Source organism: Methanoregula sp. (genome assembly GCF_049686655.1).
GTDB lineage: Archaea > Halobacteriota > Methanomicrobia > Methanomicrobiales > Methanospirillaceae > Methanoregula.
In genome coordinates this window covers 1-22,455 of sequence record NZ_JBAVIG010000048.1, presented here as the reverse complement: position 1 = coordinate 22,455, position 22,455 = coordinate 1, and the positions used below count along the sequence as shown (strand labels likewise).

Here is a 22,455-nt window from a genome sequence, read left to right as displayed (position 1 = left end):
TTTATTAATATCCTCCAAATCCTGACCAGATCCGCATATGCGCGCTTTTTAAACGAGGGATCGCGGATTGGTCGAACCTGAAGGTTCTAAAAATTTATTAAGGACTTATACAATGTTATAGTATGGATTGGACCGCAGAACACCGGAAACTGGCAGAGAAATACAAGAAATTAACCGATATCCCGGAAAACGAACGTAAATACAAGTGCCACACCTGCCACCTCATTGTTGAGGAGAACCCGTGTCCGAACTGCGGCGAGACCCACCTCGAACTGATGTGCCCGCTCGACCACTGCCACTGCACCCATGAAGTGATCTCGGGGATCGAATACTGCCCGCTCTGCGGCCAGGCGGTCTGCCCCGAGTGCGGCTCCCACGATGTTACCCAGATCAGCCGGGTCACCGGGTACCTGCAGGACGTCTCCGGCTGGAATGCCGGCAAGCAGCAGGAACTCAAGGACCGTACCCGCTATTCCGTTGCATGAGATATTACCTCGATTCCAATACTCTTTTCATCCGCGGATCGTTCCGCGCAGCCAGCACCGGCATCTCCGGCGGTATCCGTTCAGTTGCCACGCTCCTCAACCATACTGTTCCACAAGGTTGGAGTGAGGCAGACCCGGAAAAGGAGATCGAGCTCGTGGCTGCCGGTGCAGGTATAGGAATGGACCTCTTCGGGCTCCTGACCGCAGTCCCCGTTCACCACGCATGCGTGCTCCAGTACGACTTCATCACGGTCTTCATCACTGCCGGCAACCGGCGCGAGCCCCCGTACGCGGCAGGCACGATCAATATTATCGTGCACAGCAGCGAGGGTATGGAAGATGCGGCACTGCTCGAACTTATCATGGTGGCGACTGAGGCAAAAACCGAGGGGCTGCTGGCCCTCGATCTCCCGCTCTCCGGGACACCCACGGACGCCGTGATCAGTGCCTGCGAGGGGGAGACACGGCACCGGTATGCCGGCAGGCTCACGGAGCCCGGTCTCCGGGTACGCGAGGCTGTGCTCCACGGGATTCCCGAAGCGCTCCGGCGCCATGATGCGGGCATCTCATCCGGCAGGCCCGGGTTCTTTGTCTACAGCCGGCTCCAGGGGGGGCACTGGATCGAATGGTCCCCGCACGAATGCCCGTATTACCCCTGCCACTTCAAAGGCCAGTCCTGCGACTTCTGTTACTGCCCGTTCTATCCCTGCAAAGACGAGTCGCTCGGCCAGTGGGTGGAGAGCTCGCACGGCGGCCGGGTCTGGAACTGTGCTGACTGCACGCTCCTCCATGCGCCAGCGGTGGCCGCCTATCTCAGGAAATTCCCGGGGGCATCACGCGAAGAACTGATGAAGTTCGCGGCAGCACAGAGGACGGGGAAGCAATAATCCCGTAGCAGTGATGTCGTACCGGCACCGGCGCTGGGATCCATCCCGCACATACCCGCACCGGTATTTCCATATTTCATATAATCCGGCGTCCTGGATGACGGACATCCACGTACTTGCAGGCATCCTGATAACAAAGCAGACCCCGGGGCTGCGGAAAAAAGGGTATTTACTCCCTGTTGCTCGTGCGGTTTTACTGCATGACTAAAAAGAATGATGAAAAATATTCTTTTATGCTGCCCTCCCTCAGGAGTGCAGTGAGTGGAATAAATTGAGAATTTATTCCTTGATCCCAAGAGCGGAGAGGAGCTCGGGGAGCGGGATACCGTGGGCCTCGGCGGCTTCGCGGATGGTCTCTCCGCGGGCGATCGCACACCCGACACAGCCCATGCCGAACTTGAAGAGTGCTTCGGTGGCCTCGGGCTTTGCCTTGAGCAGTTCGTAGATGGTGCTGTCAGCAGTGATATCAGTCATAGTATCTCTTAGTCGGTTTTCGGGTCAGATAAACCTCTCCATAGTGGCCGGACCGGTACCGGCAAAAAGCGAGGGCCGGGATCCGGATCCCGGACACAAAGCAACACTTTCACTACACATGCTGACACACTTATACTAAAGTACATTTTTGAAATATAGTTGGAGATGTATGAAAATGGATTATTCAGAAGCAGCAGAGAGAATCTCCCGAAAATTTGCAAAAGGCGGCCAGACCCCCGACCCAAAGAAGATCGAGGGCAAGCTCCGCAGGCTCGTGGATGAATTCGGTGTCCAGCCCTCCGAGGCGGAACGCAGCGTAACGAACGAACTCGCAAAGGAGTACAGCCTCCCCGCACCAGGATCCGGGGGGGGTCCTGCCGGCGGAAAAGGCGGCGGAACGGAAGAGAAGAAGATCGCAGATGGCGTTCCCGGCGAGTGGGTGACTATCGAAGGCAAGGTCGTGGGCCTCTCCCAGCCCGCCTCCCCCTCGATAGCACAGAGCGGGATCATAGCAGACGAATCGGGCGCTATCCGGTTCGTTGTCTGGGCCAAGTCGAACGCCCCTGTAATGGCAGAGGGAGCATGGTACCGGATCGAGTCCGCGGTCGTTGACGAGTTCAAGGGGGTTGCAAACCTCAAGGTACACTCCGGGACAACGATCAAGGAGATCAACGAGGACCGGTCGCTTATCCCCACTCCGACACCGATCAAGGAACTGCACCCCGGGATCGGCTGCGTGCGGGCGAAGTTCATCCAGGAATGGGACGCCTCCCATGACCGGATGCTCCAGTCCGGCCTGCTGGGCGATGAAACCGGCACGATCAAGTTCGTCATCTGGAAAGAGCCCGGCAAGGAGAGCCTCGTACCCGGCGCCGTATACAATCTCTTCTACGCGGCGGTGGACGAGTTCAATGGCAGGCTCTCCCTGACGCTGAATGCAGCGACCATCCTGCAGGAGGAGGGCGAGATCGCGGTCAGCGGGGGTGAAGCCGCGGTGACCGGGGCGATCGTGCACATTGCACCGGGTTCCGGCATCATCAAGCGCTGCCCGGTGGAGGGCTGCAACCGCGCCCTCTCGCGCCAGAACTATTGTCCGGTCCACGAGATCCAGCCGAAGTTCGTGTACGACCTCCGGATCAAGGGATGGCTCGATGATGGTGAGAAGACCCACAACATCCTGCTCCAGAGGGACGCGGTGGAGTCACTCACCGGCATGACCCTTGCCGGGGCACAGGAGATCGCGGAGAACAACCCGCTCGGTATGGACGAGGTCTTCCTCCAGATGCGGGATAAGGTGCTCGGCCGGTATATCACCTGCCACGGCAGGGAGATCGAGAACCGTGTGCTCGTCAATAAATGCGATAAGGTAACGTTCAACACCACAGACCATACGGCCCTGTTGAACCGCGCCGGGGGGGCACCGTCATGAGCACGAATGCCAGGGACATGGGACGCAGGGAAGGTGCCTTCGAGCGCGAGCCCGCACGCCGGGTCTTTGCCGCGGAACTCCGGGAATGCCGGTACCAGTTCAAGGACGGCGAGGACGAGAAGAGCCCCACGTTTGTCCTCCTCCCGAGCGGCGAACGCTCGAACCGGATCTTCATTGTCGGTACCCTGACCGAGAAGACGCGGCAAGGCGAACAGAACATCTTCTACCGGGGCCGCGTGGTCGATCCGACCGGTACGTTCTTCATCATGGCCGGCAGTTACCAGCCCGAAGCGATGCAGCAGCTGGCGAAGATAGAGACCCCGGCGTTTGTCGCGGTGATAGGGAAACCCAACCTGTACCAGAAGCCGGACGGGACGTTCATGGTCTCGGTCCGGGTCGAATCTATAACAGTTGTCGACAAGGACACCCGGGACCTCTGGGTGCTGGACGCGGCAAAGCATACGCTCGACCGGATCGATGCGTATGCAAAGGAGCCGACGCCGGATATCCTGAAGGCGAAGGAGCAGTACCCTACGATCGACCCATCGGTCTTCCGGAAGATCGCCTACGATGCGCTGGCGCAGATCAAGATGTAATTTTTTTTAGGAGTTTTGGTATTTTCAAAAAAAATTCACAGTGCCGCATTCTGGTATACGACATTTGTCGCACCGTTTGCGTAGTCCGCCACAACAACCACGTTATTGATGCCTGAGGTGCCGGCAAAGGTCCCGCTCGCACCCGGGTTGGTACCAAGCGTCCCTTTCTGTGCCCCGTTGACGGATACCGTAAGTGCCGTTATATCCTCCTTACTACAGGTGCTTGTCATAACCCGGAGCTGGATTGTGGATGGAGGCATTTTCGAACCGGTGATCGCGATCATGCAGGAGGGGGCCTGTGGAGCGGATACAGCTGCCTCGGTCGGCAGAACGGTGATCACGGGAGAGGGTATCGTTATAGGTTGCGGCGCAGGACTCATAAGGAGTACCGCGGCAACAAGGATCACGACAACGATGATCCCCCCGATGATGAGATACGGTATAAGGGACCTCTTTTCCTTCATTACAACACGGCAGTTCGGGCAGACGGACCGACTGGACTCCACCGGTGCGCCGCAGTTGGGACAGGTTTTCTTCGCCATCTATTCCAGCTGTTTAATTCATGAGGTATATGTGTTGTCTCATTGAAGTCCAGGTCACTATGCAACGAGTGGGCCGGGTTACATTCCGGAAAAATTTCCGGAATAAGCGCAACTGAAAATTGATCGGGAATTTTGCGATCGCGTTTTTTATGAAAAATCCGGATCCGGTCAAAATGTCAACGCCGGAAAGAGAGATCAGCTGTTAGTTGTACATCCGATTGCAGGGTAATTATCCGATCATCGGCTGCTTAACTAACACCCTACGATCGCGTTTGAAAATGTCTGAAACTGCCAGGCAGTTTCAACAGCCGCTTGAGTGGCTTTTTTTAACGAGCTTTGTTCCTAATCTGCCTGCCCGGAAATTGCCGGAATAGTGTAAAAGAAGAATGTATTCTGGATTTATTTCCGCAACTTCTCCTGCTCCCACCGCTCCAGGACTTCCGGCCCCTCGATAAACTCAAGCCCGTGCTTGCGGGCATAGAGCTTTGCATCAGCTTTCGAGAGAGCGTAACCGGACTCATCGTCCAGCATCTCGCAGATCGTAACGGAGGGAGTGATCCCAGCCATCTGGGCCATCGCAATCGAGAGCTCGGTCTGGCCCCTCCGGACGTCGAGGAGCCCGTCTGCGGCCCGGAGAAGCGCCATGTGGCCCGGCGTCCGGAAGGTCTCGTGGAAGTTCACGCCGCCGCCGTTGAGGGCACGCTTCACCTGCTCGGCGATCGCGTTCACGGTGAGCGCCCGATCCCGGTCAGTGATGCCGGTGAAGGTGTTCCGGTGGTTCACCCAGAGCGAGAAGGAGGAGTGGTTCTTCCGGTCGTACGGTATGTCGCCTTCCCGTTCTGCGACCGCGATCGCCCGCAGGGCGTCGCTGGCAAACGGCAGGCCGAGGCGCTGGGCCGCCACCGGGTGGACCGCGGTGCAGATCAGGCCGCCGCCATCCTTGCGCATCCGGACGATATCCTTGGGCGTGACCGCGTCGGACCGGATCGCAAAGTCGGTCTCTCCCTCGCGGTCGTCAAAGTCGTAGAGGAGGATGAACTTCCCGTCCCGGAGGGCTGCGAGGGCATCGTCGATCATTGCCCCACCTCGACATTGACGCTGTCGTTGTCCTCGACACCGAGCTTCCTGCGCAGGGCAATGGGCGCGATAACTTCGACGAGATCGTCCGGGTAATGTGTCCTGCCGGGTACCACAATACCGCATTTTATCGTCCCGATCCGGCACGGGATGCACCGTGCATCACCGAAAGTCCTGCCGTCCGTGGAAAATCCCTTGATCCGGGTCCAGTCGAGCGCATCGATCTTCTTGCGCACGGTCATACTCGAGGGGGCGAGCCGGATATTGAGCGTACCGGGATACGGCTCGAAGCCGAGGACCGCCGTGAACTGCTCCTTGTAGGGTCCAAGACTCATGTAATATTTGCCTTCGCCGATGCCGCTGACTACGGCACCGTTAAGGAGATATGTCTTGCCGCCTTCGGAAAAAATCCGGCAGTACTCCTGGTACTCCTTCCGCAGCGCATCTTCACCGGATTTCGTCACATTCACGTGCTGGCCATCCGCGGCCATTGTTCTGGTAATGAGCCCCGCGGTTTCAAGCCCCTTGAGCCGCCGCGACGCCGTCTGCTGGCTGATCGCAAGCATCTCGCCGATGCTCTGGGTGGAGACGAAGACCGGACCGTGGCAGCCTCCCCGCACTGCAATCGCCTTGAGACACTGGAGATCCTCCGCTGGTATCATGCTTATCAAAATTGAGATGCTTATTATTTATGGGTTGCTCTCCGGAAACTGCTCCGTCGTGGTTCGCTTTGTGTCGAATCTTCGTTCGTTAATTATATAACACCCGGGCTCCTTGATCATGAGCATGAAATCCGGATTGCGGAACCAGCTTGCCGAGAAGATGGCGGGCGAGATTACGCTGTCGGACTCACCGGGACATGCGCTGAAGAAGTGGCGCATGAACTTTGAGATCGCACCAGGCGTCCTTTCGGACCGCCTTGCGGTCTCCCCGTCTGTCATCAGCGATTATGAGAGTGGCAGGCGGAAAAGTCCCGGCACCGCCGTTGTCGGCAAGATTGTCGACACGCTCCTTGCCATTGACGAGGAGACCGGCGGGAAACACATCCAGAAATTCTCAACCATGCTCTTTTCGAATGTTGAAGATGACGTGATCTACGATCTCCACGAGTACGGGAACCCGGTCCCCATAAAGGACTTTGCCGATGCGATCGGCTGCACCCTGCTCTGCGGATCGGACGACCAGCTCATCTTCGGCTATACGGTGGTCAACAGCCTGAACGCGATCATGCAGCTCTCATCCGATGAGTTCAACCGCATCTACGGCTGGAGCACCGAGCGGGCGCTGGTCTTCACCAACGTCTCGACCGGCAAATCGCCGATGGTTGCGATCCGCGTGACGCCTTTCAAGCCGCGCTGCGTGGTGCTGCAGGGGATCGATGCCCCTGACGTCCACCCGATCGTAGCGAAGATGGCAGAACGTGACCGCATCACCGTATTCTGCACGGGCATGGATGTAGACAAGATCGTGAGTACCCTGAGGGAGAAAGAATGGTAGGCATCATTACTTACGGTGTTTATATACCGAGATACCGCATCAAGGTCGAGGAGATCGCCAGGGTCTGGGGCGCAAATGCGTCCGACATCACCGGCGGTCTTGGCGTATTTGAGAAGTCCGTCCCCGATATGGACGAGGATGCGGCAACAATCGCTGTCGAAGCGGCCCGCAACGCCCTGCTCCGCAGGTACGTGGACCCCGCTGAGATCGGCGCCGTGTACGTGGGCAGCGAATCCCACCCCTACGCCGTCAAACCGACCGCGTGTACCGTGGGCGAGGCCATTGGTGCCACGCCGAACATGACCGCAGCGGATTATGAGTTTGCCTGCAAGGCAGGCACTGCCGCGATCCAGACATGCATGGGCATGGTAAAGAGCGGGATGATCAAGTACGGGGTTGCGATCGGCTCCGATGTCTCGCAGGGTGCGCCGAGCGATGCGCTCGAGTACACTGCGGCAGCGGGCGGTGCGGCATTTGTAATAGGGAATGACGACCCGATCGCCACGATCCACCACACCTGCTCGTTCACGAGCGACACCCCCGACTTCTGGCGCCGCGAGGGCCAGGACTATCCCCGCCACGGCGGCAGGTTTACCGGTGACCCCGGTTACTTCAAGCACGTGAAGGGCGCAAGCAGCCTCCTCTTCGAACAAACGAAGAAGACGGCAAAGGACTTCACGTACGCGGTCTTCCACCAGCCCAACGCGAAGTTCCCACAGAAGGTGGCAAAGGACCTCGGCTTCACCACAGAGCAGATCAAGCCGGGCCTTGTCGTCCCGCGCCTCGGCAACACCTACTCGGGGGCATCCCCTATCGGTCTTGCGGCAACGCTGGATGTCGCAAAGCCGGGCGAGACGATCTTCGTCTGTTCGTTCGGCTCCGGCGCCGGCAGCGACGCGTTCGACATTGAAGTGACCGATGCGATCAAGGATAAGATCCACCGCGAGGCAGCTCCAAGCGTGGAAAAACTCCTCATGGATCCCATCTACCTGGACTATGCACGGTATGCAAAACACAAGGGAAAACTGGTGATGCAGGCATGAGAGACGTTGCAGTAATTGGTGTGGGCTGCACCAAATTCGGGGAGAAGTGGGAGAGTTCGTTCCGCGACCTCTTCGTCGAGGCAGGGGCACTTGCCCTTGAGGATGCCCAGCTCTCCGGTGAAAAGATCGATGCAATGTACGTCGGTAACATGAGTGCAGGCCGGTTCATTGAGCAGGAACACATCGGAGCTCTCATCGCGGACTACGCAGGCATGGCCACCCGGCACATCCCCTCGACCCGTGTCGAGGCGGCCTGCGCATCCGGCGGCCTTGCTTTCCGGCAGGCTGTAATTGCAGTCGCAAGCGGCATGGAAGACATTGTCGTGGCAGCCGGCGTCGAGAAGATGACCGATGTCGAGCCCGGTGCAACCACCGACGCCCTCACCGGTGCAGCGGACCGCGAGTGGGAAGGGTTTGTCGGCGCTACGTTCCCCGGTCTCTACGCGATGATTGCAAATGACTACATGCACAAGTACCACATGACCCGCGAGCAGCTGGCACAGGTCGCCGTGAAGAACCATTTCAACGGCGCACGCAACCCGATCGCCCAGTTCCCGCAGGAGATCACGCTTGAAACCGTGCTGAGGTCCACGATGGTAGCCGAGCCCCTCCGGCTCTTCGACTGCTCGCCCATCACCGATGGGGCAGCTGCGGTCATCGTTGCACCGCTTGAGCGGGCACGGGAGTTCACGGACACGCCGATCAAGGTGCTGGCAACGGCCCAGGCAAGCGACTCCATCGCCCTCCACGACCGGCGCGACATCTCGACTCTTGACGCAACCGTAGCCGCAGGGCAGCGGGCGTTTAAGATGGCAAAACTGACGCACAAAGACATCAACATGGTGGAAGTGCACGATTGCTTCTCGATCGCCGAGATCTGTGCAATCGAGGACCTCGGGTTCTGCAAGAAGGGCACGGCAGGTAAGTTCACCGCAGACGGAGAGACCGCGCTCGGCGGGAAGATCCCGGTCAACACGAGCGGCGGCCTCAAGGCCTGCGGACACCCGGTCGGCGCAACCGGCATCAAACAGGTGTACGAGATCGTCCAGCAGCTCCGCGGCGATGCGGGCAGGCGGCAGATCGAGAATGCGAAGATCGGCATGACCCATAACGTCGGCGGCACCGGTGCCACCGTTGCCGTGCACATCCTCGGGAGGGTGTAAGATGACCGTAGCACGATTCTGGAGAAAGATCCCCCAGAGGTACAACCTGATCGGAACGAAGTGTGAGAAGTGCGGACGGCACTTCTTTCCCCCGCGAACCTTCTGCCCCGACTGCCGCAGGACCGGCAAGATCTTGGACCACAAGTTCTCCGGGAAGGGAACGGTCGTGACCTACACGGTCATCCAGACCGCACCCGACCAGTTCGCGTCCCCGGGACCGTATGTGCTTGCCATCATCAAGCTCGACGAAGGCCCCCAGATGACCACCCAGATCATCTGCGACCCGAAAGAGGCAAAGATCGGCATGAAGGTAAAAAGCGTCTTCCGCAGGATCGCCACCGATGGCGCAAGCGGCATCATCCACTATGGCACGAAGTTCGTGCCCGCGGAATAATTTTTACATCTCTTTTTTTATCCATGCCCGGGTTTGAGGCATCCCCCTGTGATATGAACCCGGAAATATGCCTCTTTAGGTCTCTTTCCGGGGCGGAAAACAAGGGGGAACGGGTTTCAGTCCGTGGCAGGAGTTGTCAGAATCCGGCTGTCGGAAGTGGGATTATGAGCGTACACGGGAATTCATGAGAGGTTTGAGGCTCAAGGGGGTTTCGCCCCCGCCGCGTGGGCTCCCCCAATAGCGAGAGTTCGAACAAAAGGTAATAAGCAGCGCAAAAATTGCAGCAGATGTTTACCACAATAAATCCGGATTATTCCCCGACCCGCACGTCATACACCGCGTGCCACTGCCCCGGCGAGTACGACCGCACCACCCGCTCGGAAAGTACCGTCCCGCCGAGCTCCTGGATCCTGGCCACATGCTCCCCTTCCACTGAAACCAGAGAGTAGAAATGAATCGTTCCCCCGGGCCTGCTGAGCCGGAACGCCGCCGGTAAAAATTCCGTACCAGACAGCGGCAGGTTCATCACGACCCGGTCGAACTGCCACGGGATGATCCCGTCGAGGTGCCGGGCATCCGCGAGCATCGGTAGCACATTCTTCGCCCGGTTTTGTGCGATATTTTCCAGCATCAGTTCAATTGCCTTCGGGTTGATGTCGGAGGCAACTACAAGCGATGCGATCCTTGCAAGCGTGATCGCAAACGGTCCGACCCCTGCGAACATGTCGAGGATAACCTCTCCTTCGCGAACATGCACCAGGATTCGCTGGCGTTCGGTCGATAGTCGGGCAGAAAAGTAGGCACCGGCCAGGTCAACGTTGAAGGTAAACCCGTGCTCGGTCACCTGTGTCCGTGTCGTGGATTGGCCGGCAAGGACACGGAACTCCCGGGTGCGGTACTCACCGTGCACTTCCCCCTCGGCAAAGACGACCGTGTGGAGCGAGGGACGTGAGGCCAGCAGCTTCTGCGCCCCATCGGGATCGTCATCCTGCATGATCGCGATCCCGCCGACCAGCTCGTGCCGGGGCAGGGGTTCCCGGCCCGGATGTGCCTCAAACTCACACCACTCCGCACCCTCGCGCTGCTCCAGCACCGGCAGGATGAGCAAGTCACCGTTACGGATGAGCTTGAGCGAAGCGTCGAGCGCGCCCTCACGTATCAGTGCCTGCCGCATCTCCTCCCCCTGCCGGGCCGGCACCCGGACGCCCCACTGCGGGACCGTCATCCTGACCACGTATATCATATCAGTATAGGTGCTAACCATTAATCATGGCTGATGATGCGGAGCGCGGCGCCGGGCAGGGCAGCGCAAAGTCAGGTCACGACAGGGACAGGGATACTATTATTCACAAGCGGCTCAGGGACGGGACACTGAAACTCTACGAACTCGAGAAGGAGCTCTCCCCGATCGATGCGATCCGGGTGCGGCGCGAGTTCATCCAGGAAGAGACGGGCGCAACACTCGAAAACATCGGTATCCTCTCGATTGATGTCGACCGGGTCGTCAAGCGGAACTGCGAGAATATGATCGGGGTCATCCAGGTGCCCCTCGGTGTCGCAGGGCCGGTTCTCATAAACGGGGGCTATGCTACCGGGAACTACTGGCTCCCGCTCGCGACTACGGAAGGCGCACTCGTCGCCTCCGTCAACCGCGGGTGCAGCGCGATCACAAAAGCCGGCGGTGCGGAAGTCCGGGTCCTCCATGACGGCATGACCCGGGCACCGGTCTTCTCGACCGACAGCGTAGGCCACGCAGCACAGGTCGGTGACTGGGTGACGGTCCACTACGACGAGCTGAAAGCCGCGGCGGAGAGTACCACCTCCCACGGTAAACTGACTGACATCGTCACATTCGTTGCTGGAACAAGCGTTTACGTACGGATGGAATTCGATACCAAAGACGCGATGGGCATGAACATGGTGACCATCGCAAGTGCCAAGGTCGCCGACATGATTGCGCAGGGAACGGGTGCAAAGCTGATCGCGCTCTCGGGCAACATGTGCACCGACAAAAAGCCCGCCGCCATCAATACCATCATGGGAAGGGGGAGAAGCGTAGTCGCCGGTGTTGCCCTGACCCATGAACTGATCAAAGAGGTCTTCAAGACCGATGCAAAATCCATGTTTGAAGTGAATTACCGGAAAAATCTTGTCGGCTCTGCCCGGGCCGGCGCAACCGGGTTCAACGCCCATGCAGCAAATGTCACGGCCGCGATGTTCATCGCATGCGGCCAGGACGCAGCGCACGCGATCGACGGTAGCACCTGCATCACTACGGTCGACCTGACGGAGACGGGCGTGTATGTAGCAGTAACCCTTCCCTCGCTGCCGGTCGGGACCGTAGGCGGCGGAACTGCACTTGACACTCAGCAGGAGTGCCTGAATCTGCTCGGAGTCGCTGGCAGCGGGACACCCCCGGGAACCAATGCAAGGAAACTCGCGGAGATCATCGGGGCCGGCATCCTTGCCGGTGAACTCTCCCTTCTCGGTGCACTCGCCGCCCAGCATCTTGCCCGCGCCCACCAGCAGCTCGGCCGGGGATAATTTTTTACAGGTCCCTTCCCGCACAACATAATTGGTAATTCCCTTTTCAGAACCGGAACCACTTCATCATGACAAGGGCATCCTCACCATTTGCATAATACTGGTCAATGCCAAATACCGGGCGGTATCCCATACGCTGGTAGAACCGTTGCGCTGTCGTGTTGGACACCCGCACTTCCAGCTGTACACCGGTAGCAAGTTCCAGCGCGAACTGGTGCTCGACCCGGTTCACGAGGAGTTTTCCGATTCCCTTCCGCCGGTAACGCGGATTAACCCCGAGGTTGCAGAGATGACCGTAGATATTCTCCCCGGTGTCTTCGAGGCCCCCGACAACGAAACCCTGGACTGCGCCTTCGCAGACTGCGACAAAATACGTGGATGGGTAATACGCGAGTGCTTCGAGGAAGACCGCGTGGTCCCACGGGTCTATGAATGACTCCTTCTCGATGGATACGATAGCCGGAATATCGGCCGGCATTGCTCTTCGGATGAGCGGTAACGGAAAAGTGGCAAGATCGTGCGGCCGTATCATCTGGAGATCCCCTTGTGTCCTGCTGGAATATGCATGAGCATCCGGGACAAAAAATGTTTGCCCAAGGGGAGGTTGTAGAAGTCGGAAAGGAGGTGTAGGATATGGAGGCCCCTGGACCCGCAGACATTCCCGGCCGGTCTTTGCATATATATGGGATCAGCCCCAACAATGTGAGCAACTTGCGTACCGTTTCGGGGCGTTGTTCTCATGGTGAAGATCTATCGTTTTGCAGGTGTGCGGCCTGTGCCATCGGCCGCCCCGGAGATCGCAGCAGTGCCGTACGATGTCGTGACCGCGGATGAGGCTCGGGCAGCCATAGCGAAGAACCCAAAGAGTTTTCTCCGGGTCAGCCGGTCCGACGCCGAGCTTCCGGGGATCTCCCCGCACGATGACCGGGTGTACCAGCGGGCGCACGAGAACTTCGAGGCCCTGAAGCGTGACGGGCTTATGAAACAGGACACCGAACCGGGATTATACCTTTACCGGGTGCAGCAGGACGGCGAAACATTCCTCGGCCTCTGCTGCTGTCTTGACGTGGACGATTACCGGAAGAACAACATCCGGCGGCACGAGCAGACCAGGTACGACAAGGAGGAGGACCGGACCCGGCATATCGGGGCGGTCAAGGCCCACAACGGACCTGTGGTGCTCCTCTACCGGAATACCGGTGATCTCGTCTCTTCCATCGAGTCGCAGGTGGCAAAAAATCAGCCGGTTGCCGAAGTCCGGACGGAGCAGGGCATTCTCCACCAGATCTTCCGGATCACAGATCCAGAAGTGCTCTCACGGCTCGAACACCGGTTCTCCTCCGTTCCCGCCCTCTATATTGCTGACGGGCATCACCGGGCGAAGGCGTCCGTGAACCTTGCGGACCGGATCCTTGCTTCCGGTAAGGTCCCGGACCCGGAGGTCTGCCGGTTCATGGGCGTGATGTTTGCCCACGACCGGGTAAAGATCCACGGGTACAGCCGGCTCCTCACGGACCTGGGGGAATATACCCCCGGGACATTTCCCGAGGCACTCAAACAATCGTTTGCAGTGCAGATATACGGGGAGCTGGATGGCAGCGGGTATAATATTCCCCCGAAAATCGCCCATCCCGAACGGTACCATGTTGTCCATCTCTACCTTGGCGGGAAATGGTATGAGTGCACCCGCCCGATCGAACCGGGTGCGTCACCCCTTGAGGCACTCGATGTGGCTGTGCTCCAGAGACACGTGCTCGAAGGCATGCTCGGCATTACCGATCCCCGCGGGGATGCACGGCTCCAGTACCTCGGCGGGGCACGGCCGGTCTCGGATCTCCAGAAACTCGTAGACAGCGGCGAATACAGACTCGCGTTTGCCATGCAGCCGGTCCGGGTGGAAACCGTCCTGTCCATTGCCGACGCTGGCGGTGTCATGCCCCCAAAGTCCACCTGGTTTGAGCCCAAACTGCTGAGCGGTCTTGTGATCCACACGTTCGATTGGTCGTAAATTACCGATCCCTTAATCGTTTTTTAAATCGTTCGTGTTATGGTATGATCACCATCGCACTCCCGAAAGGCAGCCTCGAGGCCCAGACGCTCCAGCTCTTCAAGGAAGCTGACCTCGAGGTGAAACGTACGGACCGGGACTACAACCCCCGCATCGCGGACAGCCGGATCGGCAAGATCAAGATCCTCCGCCCGCAGGAGATCCCGACCTATGTCGAGAAGGGCTACTTCGATCTCGGTATCTCCGGGCTCGACTGGGTGCACGAGACAGATTCCGACGTGGTGGAAGTCGCCGACCTCTCGTACAGCAAGACCGGGGAAGGCAATGTCAAGATCGTCGTGGCCGTCCACCGCGACGAACCGATCGGGAATGTCAGCCAGATCCGGCCGGGCAGCAGGGTCACGACCGAGTACCCCGAGCTCACCCGGAAATTTTTTGAGCGGCTGAATATCCCGGTACAACTCTTCCACTCGTACGGTGCATCCGAAGCAAAAGTGCCGGACCTCATGGACGTGGTGGTTGACCTGACAGAAACGGGCACAACGCTGCGCAAGAACGGCCTCAAGATCATCGGACAGATCATGGAGTCCCACACGGTGATCATCGCTAACAAGGCAAGCTGGAACGATCCGGAAAAACGACGGGAGATTGAGGAGATCAGGACCCTGCTCTTCGGCGTCATCGACGCCCGGCACAAAGTGCTCCTGACCATGAATGTCCCGACAGGTTCAATGGAGGCACTCGTTGCTGCGCTACCGGCGATGAAGAAGCCTACCGTGAGCCGGCTTCACGGGATCGATTATTACAGTATCCAGACGGTGGTGCAGAAAAGCGCCGTCAACGGCCTGATCCCGAAACTCAAGCAGTGCGGGGCAGAAGACATCCTTGAGATCCCGATCTCCAAGATCGTTCCCTGAGGAAAAAACTCCCGCACCTCCCTTTTTGCCTGTGCGCGAACCGTGCACAGCCCGGGAAAACGGAGAAAATCCAGTACTCATTCATAAACATTACCAGATACCAATTGTTCCAGCGCGGGCCCCGATAGATGAAATCTGGATTCCGGGTCAGAAAAAAACCAATATTTATATCAGGTATTCGCCAATATGGCAGTAAGGTGGGATATGCACTTACTAACATCTCCGTTTCCGTCAGACAAAATGATGGCGACAGGGACCGGGACCGAAAAAACCGTTGTGCATACCACGTGCCGGCTCAGGGAGAGGGTACGTTCCCGGCGAAAACATTCTATTGGCAGATCTGGTCATATCTCCGTGAAAGAAGGAGCAAATCTTTCCCTTGATTTTATGACAGGCTTTACAATATTTATCATCGCCTTCATCTATGTGGCCACCCTCATACCCGGCCTCCTGCTCAACCTCCAGAATACGAATATCGATTACAATGCTGTCGCTTACCGCACGGGTGTCATCCTGACCGAGGACTCCGGATCTCCGGTATCATGGGAGAACCCGGCATTATATACGGATTACTTCATTCAGAACGGGGCCACGGGTACCCGGCTGGGTCTCGCCCTCTCTTCGACTACACCGAACGTATTGTCCTTCCAGAAAATAAACCGGTTTTATTGCAGTACTCTCCTGGCGTACCCGGGGGATTACCGCTCCAAGGCAGTATTCGGCGACTATCCTTACCTGTTCAACATCTCGCTCCAGATAACCGGTGAAAATACGACACGGGCTGTCGGTGATGTAGTACCTGATGAGTACGGGTACATCCGCAGGGTCGTGAAAGTGAAGGGGTTCAGTAATGTTACCATCGGACAACAGGTCATTACGAACCTGAACATGGTATCCACGGATAATGTGACCATACATAATTTCCTCGTGCAATTCAATTCCACCGATCTTCTCGCCAACAGCTCAAATCCTGCGTGTAAAAGCCCGTTATACCAGATCAACCCGTGGCAGGATCAGATGGTGGTAAACCTGACCGATCTGCAGAAAACCATGGGGAACGCCAATACGAATGCCAGCCTTGTCAGCCTGACCATCCTCGCGGCTCAACAGTCCCAGCCGTTCCCGGTGCCGGTGGCTGTTACAAAGGCAAAATTCAACAGTGCCACCAACATGACGGGACTGATCCCGCCATTATTCCTGTATGTGGATGGAAATTCCACGCCGGTTACAACGCTGCCGGTCAATGTCAGTAGTAATCTCTCGCTTTTCCTCTCACCGGGATATTTCTACAACATGGGGTATAATACGGCGAATCAGCAGGATATGCAGACACAGATGTACGTGGAATATACATTCCAGCTCACGCAACCGGACCATTACCTGAACAATACGGTATCCGGTTCATTCCCGTATACGTATTCTGATGTCACACCCGCATCATTGAATGATGGTGTCATGGAGATTGAAGTATGGTAAACGACCGGGGACAACTCTACACTATCGAGGGTTTTGCCGCCGCAATTATTATGATCTCCACAGTCTTCCTTGTCCTCAACTCTACCACGATATATACCCCGGGCGATTCCCACATCAGTGACCTCCAGATGGAACAACTGGGACATGATACCCTGTGGTCCATGAGCATCCCGCTTGCCTATGGTTCGGAAAGTCCACTCCAGCAGGATATCGAGCAGGACCGGCCCGATTTATTCAATGTATCGTTCACGAATGGCATCAACAACAAGACGGGTTTTGTGACCGACACGCTCCAGTATAACGCTTCGGTCACCTGCCGCGACGCTAACAACAACATCATTCAGACACCGCTTGTTTCTTCAAGGAACATGACCGGGAGGGAACATGCGGTCCGGGTGACACAATGGGTTCTGGTCAAGCAGACATGTCCGCCCTATGCAGGAGGACCGACAGGTCCGCATGCGATGCTCGTGGAGGTACTGTTATGGCGAGAATGAACGACAATGCGCAGTGGATCATTCTCATGGGGTTCATGATCAGCTTCAGCCTGTTTTTCCTGGCAACGGTAATCGACCAGTCGACCCTGGTAGGCCAGACTACCGCAGAAAATGTGCAGGACTTTGCAAAAAATGACATTCGCGATACGCGGGCGGTAATCATCAATTCACTCTACACAGATCCCGCTGATTTTAATACGCCCGGTATCCAGCAGGACATCCAGACAATTTCCCTTGCACGGAAGGGTGCTATTGTGAATTATACAAGTTCGTACAGTGCTCCCTATACCAGTATCGTGATACATTATAACAACGGAGTGACCGTTTACAATGAGACCTGGACCTCACCCTGATCGGAAGCCGGAGACCGGTGTTGCAAACCTGATAGAATATGTCATGGTTACAGGCGTCCTCATGGCCCTTTTTATTGTGATGCTCCTGCTGGTCAATACGAATATTATGGCAAACCCTGCTGACACGCTGAGTTATTATGCGTTTACGGATATCGGCAACGGGGTTTCCACGAGTATTGTTGATGTCTATATCCTCGCTCCCCAGAACGGGACTATATCGACAAAATTCAGCATTCCTCCTGATGTTGCCGAACAGTCCTATTCAGTCGATATCGAACCAAGTGCCGACCAGAATGATCAGGACGTTATAGTATGGCGGGATACCATATCGAGCAATATCAGCCTGAGCGGTATTATGCTGACGACTCATGGTGCAGTTATTGGAAATACGACAAGCGGGGGGATAAACACGATCTCCTATGATTCAGGTGGGTTTTAATCATGTATTCAAGCAAAGGCAGTTCAAGGTCTGATGCCGGAGTTTCAGAGGCGATAGGGTTTGTGATTATTTTTACGATCATCATCACGGGTATAGGGCTCGTTACCCTGTATGGCTATCCGGTGCTCCTCCAACAGCAGTCGACCGCAAACGTTCAGGTAATGGAAAAGAATATGATCGTTCTGCAAAATGACCTCAAAGGCCTCTCGTACAACATGGATCCGTACTCCGAGACCTCTATGAACATAGGCGGGGGGACGCTGACCGTGTACAATGCATCCTACAGCCTGAGCCCCGCTACGTTCAAGGTCATATGTAATGGCATCACCGTGATTCCCTCAAATTCTACGGGAAAGATGCAGTACCAGTCTGTTGACGCCCAGACAAATATCGCCCTGGAAAATGGTGCGGTTGTGATGCGCATGACTACAATCAACGGATCCTCCATGCTTGCCACACCACGCTGGTTCTATGACAGCACGACCAACACTGCTGCATTGTACCTTATCAGTTTTAACACGACATCCCTGATGTCACGGTCGGGAATCGGCACGGTTTCGATGGCACGGGGATATTCCAATTATTCTTCAATCCAGGTTCCTCAAGGAACGGTCTGCACGGTGAGTTATACTCCGGATCCCACCGGCGATTATAGTGTAGCATGGAATACGTATTTCTCGAACGGCATGGGCCTGGCGCAGTCTTCACCGGGAGTATATACCCTGCTCACCGGGCCGGGTCAGATCGTCGTCTATCAGGATCAGATCAATGTCCTATCTGTCTGACTTTGAAAAAATCCCCTTTTTCGTTTAACCTTCAGGCAGCACGGATAGCCGCAATAAAAATAAGACAGGGCGGGAATAATGTGCTCGCGGCCGGTATCCGCGTTGCGATCTTTGTTATCATCGGGCTCGCGTACTCCGCTTCACTCCTGGCTGCTTAGCTGACATTTGGTATCCGTTCCTGCATCACCGGCCCATCACCCGGGCGACAAAACGCATAGCGGGCCAACCTGCATCCATCACAAGAGAGTCACCATCTGGCAGATACGTGGCTCCGGTTTATCGTAAATCCTCCCATTTTACCGGTGACGCAGGATGCCATCTGAAAAGGAGAAGAACTACCTCCAATTCTTCGGGGTTATTACACATTCAGGCAGGCTATATTCCGCCAGGAAGAAGAATATCCCCGTTTTCCTGCACCATTACCCGGGAGAACATTATTGTGCGATAACACGATACATCGGGGGGTACGCCAGGATTGGAATAAAATGATAACGGATTTTTTTAAGGTGCGTGAATTTCCGGTTCAAGGCTTAATCCCGGAAAATCCGGTAAAAAATGTTGAACGGGAGTTCATTGCAGCTTGATATATGCCTTCCCGGATACTTTGACCTGTGTGTTACTGGGGGCTTCAGCCATTGCGCTGTTCGCATCCGGTGCCGTAGCGAGGACACAGAAGTAATAGGTCCCCGGAGGCAGGGTGCGTACATCAAGACTTGAGGTCTCATTCGTTGTACCGGGGGCGATACCATTCTGAGTGTCAAACGGCGGCTGCTGCCACGACGTCCCCGCGGCACCGCAGGTAGACGCCGGCTGGGATGAAGTCGAGTAGTAGAGACGTTCGAGCGTGGTGTTTGAGCCGGGGTAGTTAGTGCTCCATTGTAACGGCACGAAATCGGTAATCACCCCGGATTTGGTCACTACGAAATTCGAGATCTGGATCGACTGCGCCTGCACGCCGGTATCGGTAAGGTTGTTGATAGCGGTGATGTAGGCCGGGGGCAGGTACAGAGAACTCGTCCCGTTGTTAAAGGAGATGGTGGACCCGTTCCCAAAGATCTGGATGCTACCTCCCTGTTTGACCATAAGCTCGAAGGTGGCCTGCCAGGTCTGGCCAAGGTAGATGGTCCCGATATTGAAGTTCAGCAGCTGGCCGTTACTCCATTGCGCGGACTGGTCGGTGTAGTTTGTCACCCCATCCTGCCAGGTGATCTGCGTCTGGGGCACGTAATTGAAGACCTGGGCACCCGGAACTGTTACGCCCGTGAGGTTCACGTTCTGGAAATTCAGGGTCATATTGGTGTTCACCCCGGCTGCGGTCTGCAGGCTTCCGGCAATAGCAGTAAAGATTTGCGAAAGGGTGGCCCCGCTTGGTGCATTTGCAAACGTTCCGCCGGTCCCGGCGGCCATAGTCTGCATATCAGTGACCGCTTGTGCCTGAAGATTACCATTGGCGGTATAGGCGATCATATAGAGCCGGATATTGTTGTCAAGGGCGAAATTGGTCATGTTCTGTTCTGTAGACTGCTCATCGGGAGCATACCCCACCGGGGCAGTTGCTGCCGATAAACTCACGGTGGTACTCCCACTGGAGTACCCGACAGTTGCAGTCCGGGTCAATGTATTGCTGCCGTTAGAGTTGATGGCTGTTTCGGACACGGTGAATGTTCCGGTTTTTGGATACGTATTGGTGGGATTCTGGAGTGTCGATGTGTTGCCATCTCCAAAGTTCCAGCTCCACGAGGTTGGGGTACCAAGTGATGCATCCGTGAACGTCACGTTGTATTTTTTTGAGGACCCGCCGGCTGCAGTGAAATATGCCTGCGGTAAAAGCCCGCCACCCAATCCGCTGTAGAACAGGTATTTACTGGGTTCGAAGGTCGAATCGTAACCTGTGAATCCAGTGGGTGGGGCGGGGAAATACCCAGTTCCACGGCCCATCGGATCACCCAGCCAGTTATATTCACCATCTGTCAGAAGAATAATCGCCCTCACTGCCTGCGGGTTGGGATTCGGGTTGTTCTTGAGTAACAGGATGGACTGGTAGAGCCCGTCCCGCGTTCCCGTAGAGGAGGTAGGCACCAGACCGTTAATCGCTGTATTAATGGTCGCCGCATTGGTTGTCAGCGGCGCATTAACGGTAGTATCGACATTATGATTGTTCGAATTGCCGGAAAATGATACAACTGCGATACGGTCGTTCGATGAATTCACGAGGGTGACAAAAAGTTTTGCACTTGTTTGTGCATCCTGCATCTCCGTATGAGTGTCGGGCGTAGGCATCCCATCGCCCATACTCCCGGACCGGTCGATAAGGAGGACGGCATCGATCGGGTTCGGCCTGAGCGCCCACCCGTCACCGGTCAGCTTGATGGTCACCGTGACATTCCCGTTTACCCCTATCGTGGAAGGGGACACGCTCGTATAGGCGCTGAGATAGGGATAGTTCTTCCATGTCAGGGCAACGCTTTGCTGCGTGCCGTTCCATGTGGCAGTAACTGAAGCATTTCCGGTAGCCATCGCGTTATAAAACGCCAGCGAGGCGTTGGTTGAAAAGCCGCCCGGGATAAACTGGATATTGGCATTGCCGTTACCATCGGTCACGGCACTGGTGGCCGTAATTTTCGGTACAGCGGTTACAATATCCGTAACTTTGTCATAGTTGGCGGCGCCAAGACTGAACGTCACGGTCTGGCCGGCAACAGGGTTGCCCATGATGTCCATCACCTGTGCCGTTACATTCGCCGAAGACTGGTTATTTGCATCCAGACTGGGCATGATCTGGGGATCTGCGTGAAGCACCCAGTTTACGGGTGCCGTATTGTAAAAAGTCACATTCTGGTTGCAGGTAACTGAGTTATTTGCGACAGATATGGCAGTAAGGGTGATATTCTGGGCAATACCCCTGGGGCCATACGTCAGCACTACCGCACCCACATCATTTGTTGTCAGGTTTGCATAATAATCGCCTGCAGTTGTCTGGACGGATATGTTCTGGCCGGTTGCGGGGTTACCATATTTGTCATACATGATATACCGGACGGAGATCGTATGGGCCATGTCTGCCGGCACGACCGGGGGAACGGGGCTTGCGGTCTCTACAATTGACACAGGAATGCCATTGGAGATGCCGAGGATGGATGGGTATTCATCCGGTATAGCGCCGAGCGGGGACGGGTAAAAGGGCTGTATGTGGATATTGTTCTGTCCTGCAATGTTATCGAGCAGTACTTTCACCGACAGTACACCATTTCCATTCAGTTGCTGGGATGTGCTGGTTACGTAGGTTCCGTTAACATCAAAGGCCGCTGTATTGGAGACAGACCCAATCTGGAGCGTGACGGTGTTTGGATCAGCAGGGTTGCGGTGGTCGATGACGTTACCCCACTGGTCGGTATAGGAGACATTGAAATAGATCTCCGTGCCAACGGAGCCCTGAGCTGGCGACGTTACCGTCCAGTACATCGGTACATCGTGGTCAATTTGCTGAACGTACGAAATGTTGCTGATTTTGCCATTGTAATTCAATGCGGCGTTTATGGTCGCGCTTCCGCTTGTCGTTCCGACGGAGAACGTGGTTGATGCTACACCATTGGAATTGGTCAGCGTGCCTGTTGGACTGATTGTTCCCATGGTCGCAGAACCCGGAGCCAGGGAAAACGTTACCGGTATTCCTGACTGGGGCATTAAATTCATATCCAGAGCCGTAACCGAGATGGTAACCTGGTTATGCCCGTTTGCAACCACCCATTGCTGGCTGGAGATGATTGTCGAATTGGAGAGATCATTTGCTGCAACAGGGACAATAAGGATACACAAACACAGAATTGCAATAATCGCGAAGAATAATCG

General features: G+C 56.2%; 25 protein-coding genes. 18 read left to right on the top strand and 7 right to left on the bottom strand.

Annotated features, from left to right (window positions below):
• Window positions 1-122 precede the first annotated feature (122 nt).
• Together nrdD and WBL42_RS06140 are read left to right on the top strand one after the other, a co-directional pair.
• Window positions 123-485, top strand: a complete 363-nt coding sequence (gene nrdD / locus WBL42_RS06145) for an anaerobic ribonucleoside-triphosphate reductase (RefSeq protein WP_424720386.1) — start codon at window positions 123-125, stop codon at window positions 483-485.
• Window positions 482-1,372 (top strand): adenosylcobinamide amidohydrolase, encoded by an 891-nt coding sequence (locus tag WBL42_RS06140; RefSeq protein ID WP_424720385.1) that lies wholly within the window; start codon window positions 482-484, stop codon window positions 1,370-1,372. Before nrdD ends, WBL42_RS06140 begins: the two co-directional genes overlap by 4 nt.
• A 279-nt stretch (window positions 1,373-1,651) precedes the next feature.
• Here WBL42_RS06140 and WBL42_RS06135 read toward each other — a convergent pair whose 3' ends face one another.
• The gene (locus WBL42_RS06135; protein ID WP_424720384.1) at window positions 1,652-1,846 is read right to left on the bottom strand and encodes a DUF1858 domain-containing protein; all 195 of its coding nucleotides are present in this window, start codon (window positions 1,844-1,846) and stop codon (window positions 1,652-1,654) included.
• Between the two features lie 175 nt (window positions 1,847-2,021).
• Between WBL42_RS06135 and WBL42_RS06130 the strand changes: the two genes are divergently transcribed.
• Together WBL42_RS06130 and WBL42_RS06125 are read left to right on the top strand one after the other, a co-directional pair.
• On the top strand, window positions 2,022-3,275 hold the full coding sequence (locus WBL42_RS06130; protein WP_424720383.1) for a nucleotide-binding protein: 1,254 nt from the start codon (window positions 2,022-2,024) through the stop codon (window positions 3,273-3,275).
• On the top strand, window positions 3,272-3,871 hold the full coding sequence (locus tag WBL42_RS06125; RefSeq protein ID WP_424720382.1) for an RPA family protein: 600 nt from the start codon (window positions 3,272-3,274) through the stop codon (window positions 3,869-3,871). Before WBL42_RS06130 ends, WBL42_RS06125 begins: the two co-directional genes overlap by 4 nt.
• Before the next feature lie 35 nt (window positions 3,872-3,906).
• Here the strand turns inward: WBL42_RS06125 and WBL42_RS06120 are convergent, their stop codons facing one another.
• The 3 genes from WBL42_RS06120 to WBL42_RS06110 form a co-directional block, all read right to left on the bottom strand.
• A complete protein-coding gene (locus WBL42_RS06120; protein ID WP_424720381.1) occupies window positions 3,907-4,413 on the bottom strand; it encodes a zinc ribbon domain-containing protein in 507 nt (168 codons plus the stop codon).
• Between the two features lie 399 nt (window positions 4,414-4,812).
• Window positions 4,813-5,490 (bottom strand): 3,4-dihydroxy-2-butanone-4-phosphate synthase, encoded by a 678-nt coding sequence (ribB, locus tag WBL42_RS06115; protein ID WP_424720380.1) that lies wholly within the window; start codon window positions 5,488-5,490, stop codon window positions 4,813-4,815.
• Window positions 5,487-6,152 (bottom strand): DUF120 domain-containing protein, encoded by a 666-nt coding sequence (locus WBL42_RS06110; RefSeq protein WP_424720379.1) that lies wholly within the window; start codon window positions 6,150-6,152, stop codon window positions 5,487-5,489. Before WBL42_RS06110 ends, ribB begins: the two co-directional genes overlap by 4 nt.
• A 124-nt stretch (window positions 6,153-6,276) precedes the next feature.
• Between WBL42_RS06110 and WBL42_RS06105 the strand changes: the two genes are divergently transcribed.
• Genes WBL42_RS06105 through WBL42_RS06090 form a run of 4 tightly spaced genes read left to right on the top strand, consistent with a single transcriptional unit; the run spans window position 6,277 to window position 9,587 of the window.
• A complete protein-coding gene (locus WBL42_RS06105; RefSeq protein WP_424720441.1) occupies window positions 6,277-6,987 on the top strand; it encodes a transcriptional regulator in 711 nt (236 codons plus the stop codon).
• Window positions 6,981-8,030, top strand: coding sequence for a hydroxymethylglutaryl-CoA synthase (locus tag WBL42_RS06100; RefSeq protein WP_424720378.1), 1,050 nt, complete (start codon window positions 6,981-6,983; stop codon window positions 8,028-8,030). The genes WBL42_RS06105 and WBL42_RS06100 overlap by 7 nt, the downstream gene beginning before the upstream one ends.
• On the top strand, window positions 8,027-9,193 hold the full coding sequence (locus WBL42_RS06095; RefSeq protein ID WP_424720377.1) for a thiolase domain-containing protein: 1,167 nt from the start codon (window positions 8,027-8,029) through the stop codon (window positions 9,191-9,193). The genes WBL42_RS06100 and WBL42_RS06095 overlap by 4 nt, the downstream gene beginning before the upstream one ends.
• Window position 9,194: 1 nt before the next feature.
• Entirely contained in the window at window positions 9,195-9,587 is a 393-nt protein-coding gene (locus WBL42_RS06090; RefSeq protein ID WP_424720376.1) for a Zn-ribbon domain-containing OB-fold protein, read from the top strand.
• Window positions 9,588-9,897: 310 nt separating this feature from the next.
• Here WBL42_RS06090 and WBL42_RS06085 read toward each other — a convergent pair whose 3' ends face one another.
• Window positions 9,898-10,812 (bottom strand): class I SAM-dependent methyltransferase, encoded by a 915-nt coding sequence (locus WBL42_RS06085; protein ID WP_424720440.1) that lies wholly within the window; start codon window positions 10,810-10,812, stop codon window positions 9,898-9,900.
• Window positions 10,813-10,856: 44 nt separating this feature from the next.
• On the opposite strand from WBL42_RS06085, the gene hmgA reads away from it, so the two are divergent.
• Window positions 10,857-12,131 carry a hydroxymethylglutaryl-CoA reductase (NADPH) gene (gene hmgA, locus WBL42_RS06080; protein ID WP_424720375.1) on the top strand — a complete coding sequence of 425 codons (1,275 nt, stop codon included), beginning with the start codon at window positions 10,857-10,859 and terminating at the stop codon, window positions 12,129-12,131.
• A gap of 46 nt (window positions 12,132-12,177) precedes the next feature.
• Here the strand turns inward: hmgA and rimI are convergent, their stop codons facing one another.
• A complete protein-coding gene (rimI, locus tag WBL42_RS06075) occupies window positions 12,178-12,663 on the bottom strand; it encodes a ribosomal protein S18-alanine N-acetyltransferase (RefSeq protein WP_424720374.1) in 486 nt (161 codons plus the stop codon).
• A gap of 207 nt (window positions 12,664-12,870) precedes the next feature.
• On the opposite strand from rimI, the gene WBL42_RS06070 reads away from it, so the two are divergent.
• From WBL42_RS06070 to WBL42_RS06030, 9 genes are all read left to right on the top strand, one after another.
• Entirely contained in the window at window positions 12,871-14,139 is a 1,269-nt protein-coding gene (locus tag WBL42_RS06070) for a DUF1015 domain-containing protein (RefSeq protein WP_424720373.1), read from the top strand.
• 44 nt (window positions 14,140-14,183) lie between these two features.
• Entirely contained in the window at window positions 14,184-15,056 is an 873-nt protein-coding gene (gene hisG, locus WBL42_RS06065; RefSeq protein WP_424720372.1) for an ATP phosphoribosyltransferase, read from the top strand.
• A gap of 387 nt (window positions 15,057-15,443) precedes the next feature.
• The gene (locus tag WBL42_RS06060) at window positions 15,444-16,532 is read left to right on the top strand and encodes a hypothetical protein (protein ID WP_424720371.1); all 1,089 of its coding nucleotides are present in this window, start codon (window positions 15,444-15,446) and stop codon (window positions 16,530-16,532) included.
• Window positions 16,526-17,029, top strand: a complete 504-nt coding sequence (locus WBL42_RS06055) for a DUF7288 family protein (protein ID WP_424720370.1) — start codon at window positions 16,526-16,528, stop codon at window positions 17,027-17,029. The genes WBL42_RS06060 and WBL42_RS06055 overlap by 7 nt, the downstream gene beginning before the upstream one ends.
• Window positions 17,017-17,382: a hypothetical protein gene (locus WBL42_RS06050; RefSeq protein WP_424720369.1), complete on the top strand. Its 366-nt coding sequence runs from the start codon at window positions 17,017-17,019 to the stop codon at window positions 17,380-17,382. The genes WBL42_RS06055 and WBL42_RS06050 overlap by 13 nt, the downstream gene beginning before the upstream one ends.
• Window positions 17,360-17,821: a hypothetical protein gene (locus WBL42_RS06045; RefSeq protein WP_424720368.1), complete on the top strand. Its 462-nt coding sequence runs from the start codon at window positions 17,360-17,362 to the stop codon at window positions 17,819-17,821. Before WBL42_RS06050 ends, WBL42_RS06045 begins: the two co-directional genes overlap by 23 nt.
• A 2-nt stretch (window positions 17,822-17,823) precedes the next feature.
• Window positions 17,824-18,606 (top strand): DUF7289 family protein, encoded by a 783-nt coding sequence (locus WBL42_RS06040; protein ID WP_424720367.1) that lies wholly within the window; start codon window positions 17,824-17,826, stop codon window positions 18,604-18,606.
• 2 nt (window positions 18,607-18,608) lie between these two features.
• The gene (locus WBL42_RS06035) at window positions 18,609-18,764 is read left to right on the top strand and encodes a hypothetical protein (RefSeq protein WP_424720366.1); all 156 of its coding nucleotides are present in this window, start codon (window positions 18,609-18,611) and stop codon (window positions 18,762-18,764) included.
• 154 nt (window positions 18,765-18,918) lie between these two features.
• The gene (locus WBL42_RS06030) at window positions 18,919-19,095 is read left to right on the top strand and encodes a hypothetical protein (protein WP_424720365.1); all 177 of its coding nucleotides are present in this window, start codon (window positions 18,919-18,921) and stop codon (window positions 19,093-19,095) included.
• Between the two features lie 81 nt (window positions 19,096-19,176).
• Here WBL42_RS06030 and WBL42_RS06025 read toward each other — a convergent pair whose 3' ends face one another.
• Entirely contained in the window at window positions 19,177-22,350 is a 3,174-nt protein-coding gene (locus WBL42_RS06025; protein WP_424720439.1) for a PKD domain-containing protein, read from the bottom strand.
• Between the last annotated feature and the right edge of the window lie 105 nt (window positions 22,351-22,455).

Coding starts and splice junctions, on each gene's coding strand:
- nrdD (WP_424720386.1), top strand. CDS start 123: ATGGATTGGACCGCAGAACACCGGAAACTGGCAGAGAAATACAAGAAA.
- WBL42_RS06140 (WP_424720385.1), top strand. CDS start 482: ATGAGATATTACCTCGATTCCAATACTCTTTTCATCCGCGGATCGTTC.
- WBL42_RS06135 (WP_424720384.1), bottom strand. CDS start 1,846: ATGACTGATATCACTGCTGACAGCACCATCTACGAACTGCTCAAGGCA.
- WBL42_RS06130 (WP_424720383.1), top strand. CDS start 2,022: ATGGATTATTCAGAAGCAGCAGAGAGAATCTCCCGAAAATTTGCAAAA.
- WBL42_RS06125 (WP_424720382.1), top strand. CDS start 3,272: ATGAGCACGAATGCCAGGGACATGGGACGCAGGGAAGGTGCCTTCGAG.
- WBL42_RS06120 (WP_424720381.1), bottom strand. CDS start 4,413: ATGGCGAAGAAAACCTGTCCCAACTGCGGCGCACCGGTGGAGTCCAGT.
- ribB (WP_424720380.1), bottom strand. CDS start 5,490: ATGATCGACGATGCCCTCGCAGCCCTCCGGGACGGGAAGTTCATCCTC.
- WBL42_RS06110 (WP_424720379.1), bottom strand. CDS start 6,152: ATGATACCAGCGGAGGATCTCCAGTGTCTCAAGGCGATTGCAGTGCGG.
- WBL42_RS06105 (WP_424720441.1), top strand. CDS start 6,277: ATGAAATCCGGATTGCGGAACCAGCTTGCCGAGAAGATGGCGGGCGAG.
- WBL42_RS06100 (WP_424720378.1), top strand. CDS start 6,981: ATGGTAGGCATCATTACTTACGGTGTTTATATACCGAGATACCGCATC.
- WBL42_RS06095 (WP_424720377.1), top strand. CDS start 8,027: ATGAGAGACGTTGCAGTAATTGGTGTGGGCTGCACCAAATTCGGGGAG.
- WBL42_RS06090 (WP_424720376.1), top strand. CDS start 9,195: ATGACCGTAGCACGATTCTGGAGAAAGATCCCCCAGAGGTACAACCTG.
- WBL42_RS06085 (WP_424720440.1), bottom strand. CDS start 10,812: ATGACGGTCCCGCAGTGGGGCGTCCGGGTGCCGGCCCGGCAGGGGGAG.
- hmgA (WP_424720375.1), top strand. CDS start 10,857: ATGGCTGATGATGCGGAGCGCGGCGCCGGGCAGGGCAGCGCAAAGTCA.
- rimI (WP_424720374.1), bottom strand. CDS start 12,663: ATGATACGGCCGCACGATCTTGCCACTTTTCCGTTACCGCTCATCCGA.
- WBL42_RS06070 (WP_424720373.1), top strand. CDS start 12,871: ATGGTGAAGATCTATCGTTTTGCAGGTGTGCGGCCTGTGCCATCGGCC.
- hisG (WP_424720372.1), top strand. CDS start 14,184: ATGATCACCATCGCACTCCCGAAAGGCAGCCTCGAGGCCCAGACGCTC.
- WBL42_RS06060 (WP_424720371.1), top strand. CDS start 15,444: ATGACAGGCTTTACAATATTTATCATCGCCTTCATCTATGTGGCCACC.
- WBL42_RS06055 (WP_424720370.1), top strand. CDS start 16,526: ATGGTAAACGACCGGGGACAACTCTACACTATCGAGGGTTTTGCCGCC.
- WBL42_RS06050 (WP_424720369.1), top strand. CDS start 17,017: ATGGCGAGAATGAACGACAATGCGCAGTGGATCATTCTCATGGGGTTC.
- WBL42_RS06045 (WP_424720368.1), top strand. CDS start 17,360: ATGAGACCTGGACCTCACCCTGATCGGAAGCCGGAGACCGGTGTTGCA.
- WBL42_RS06040 (WP_424720367.1), top strand. CDS start 17,824: ATGTATTCAAGCAAAGGCAGTTCAAGGTCTGATGCCGGAGTTTCAGAG.
- WBL42_RS06030 (WP_424720365.1), top strand. CDS start 18,919: ATGCCATCTGAAAAGGAGAAGAACTACCTCCAATTCTTCGGGGTTATT.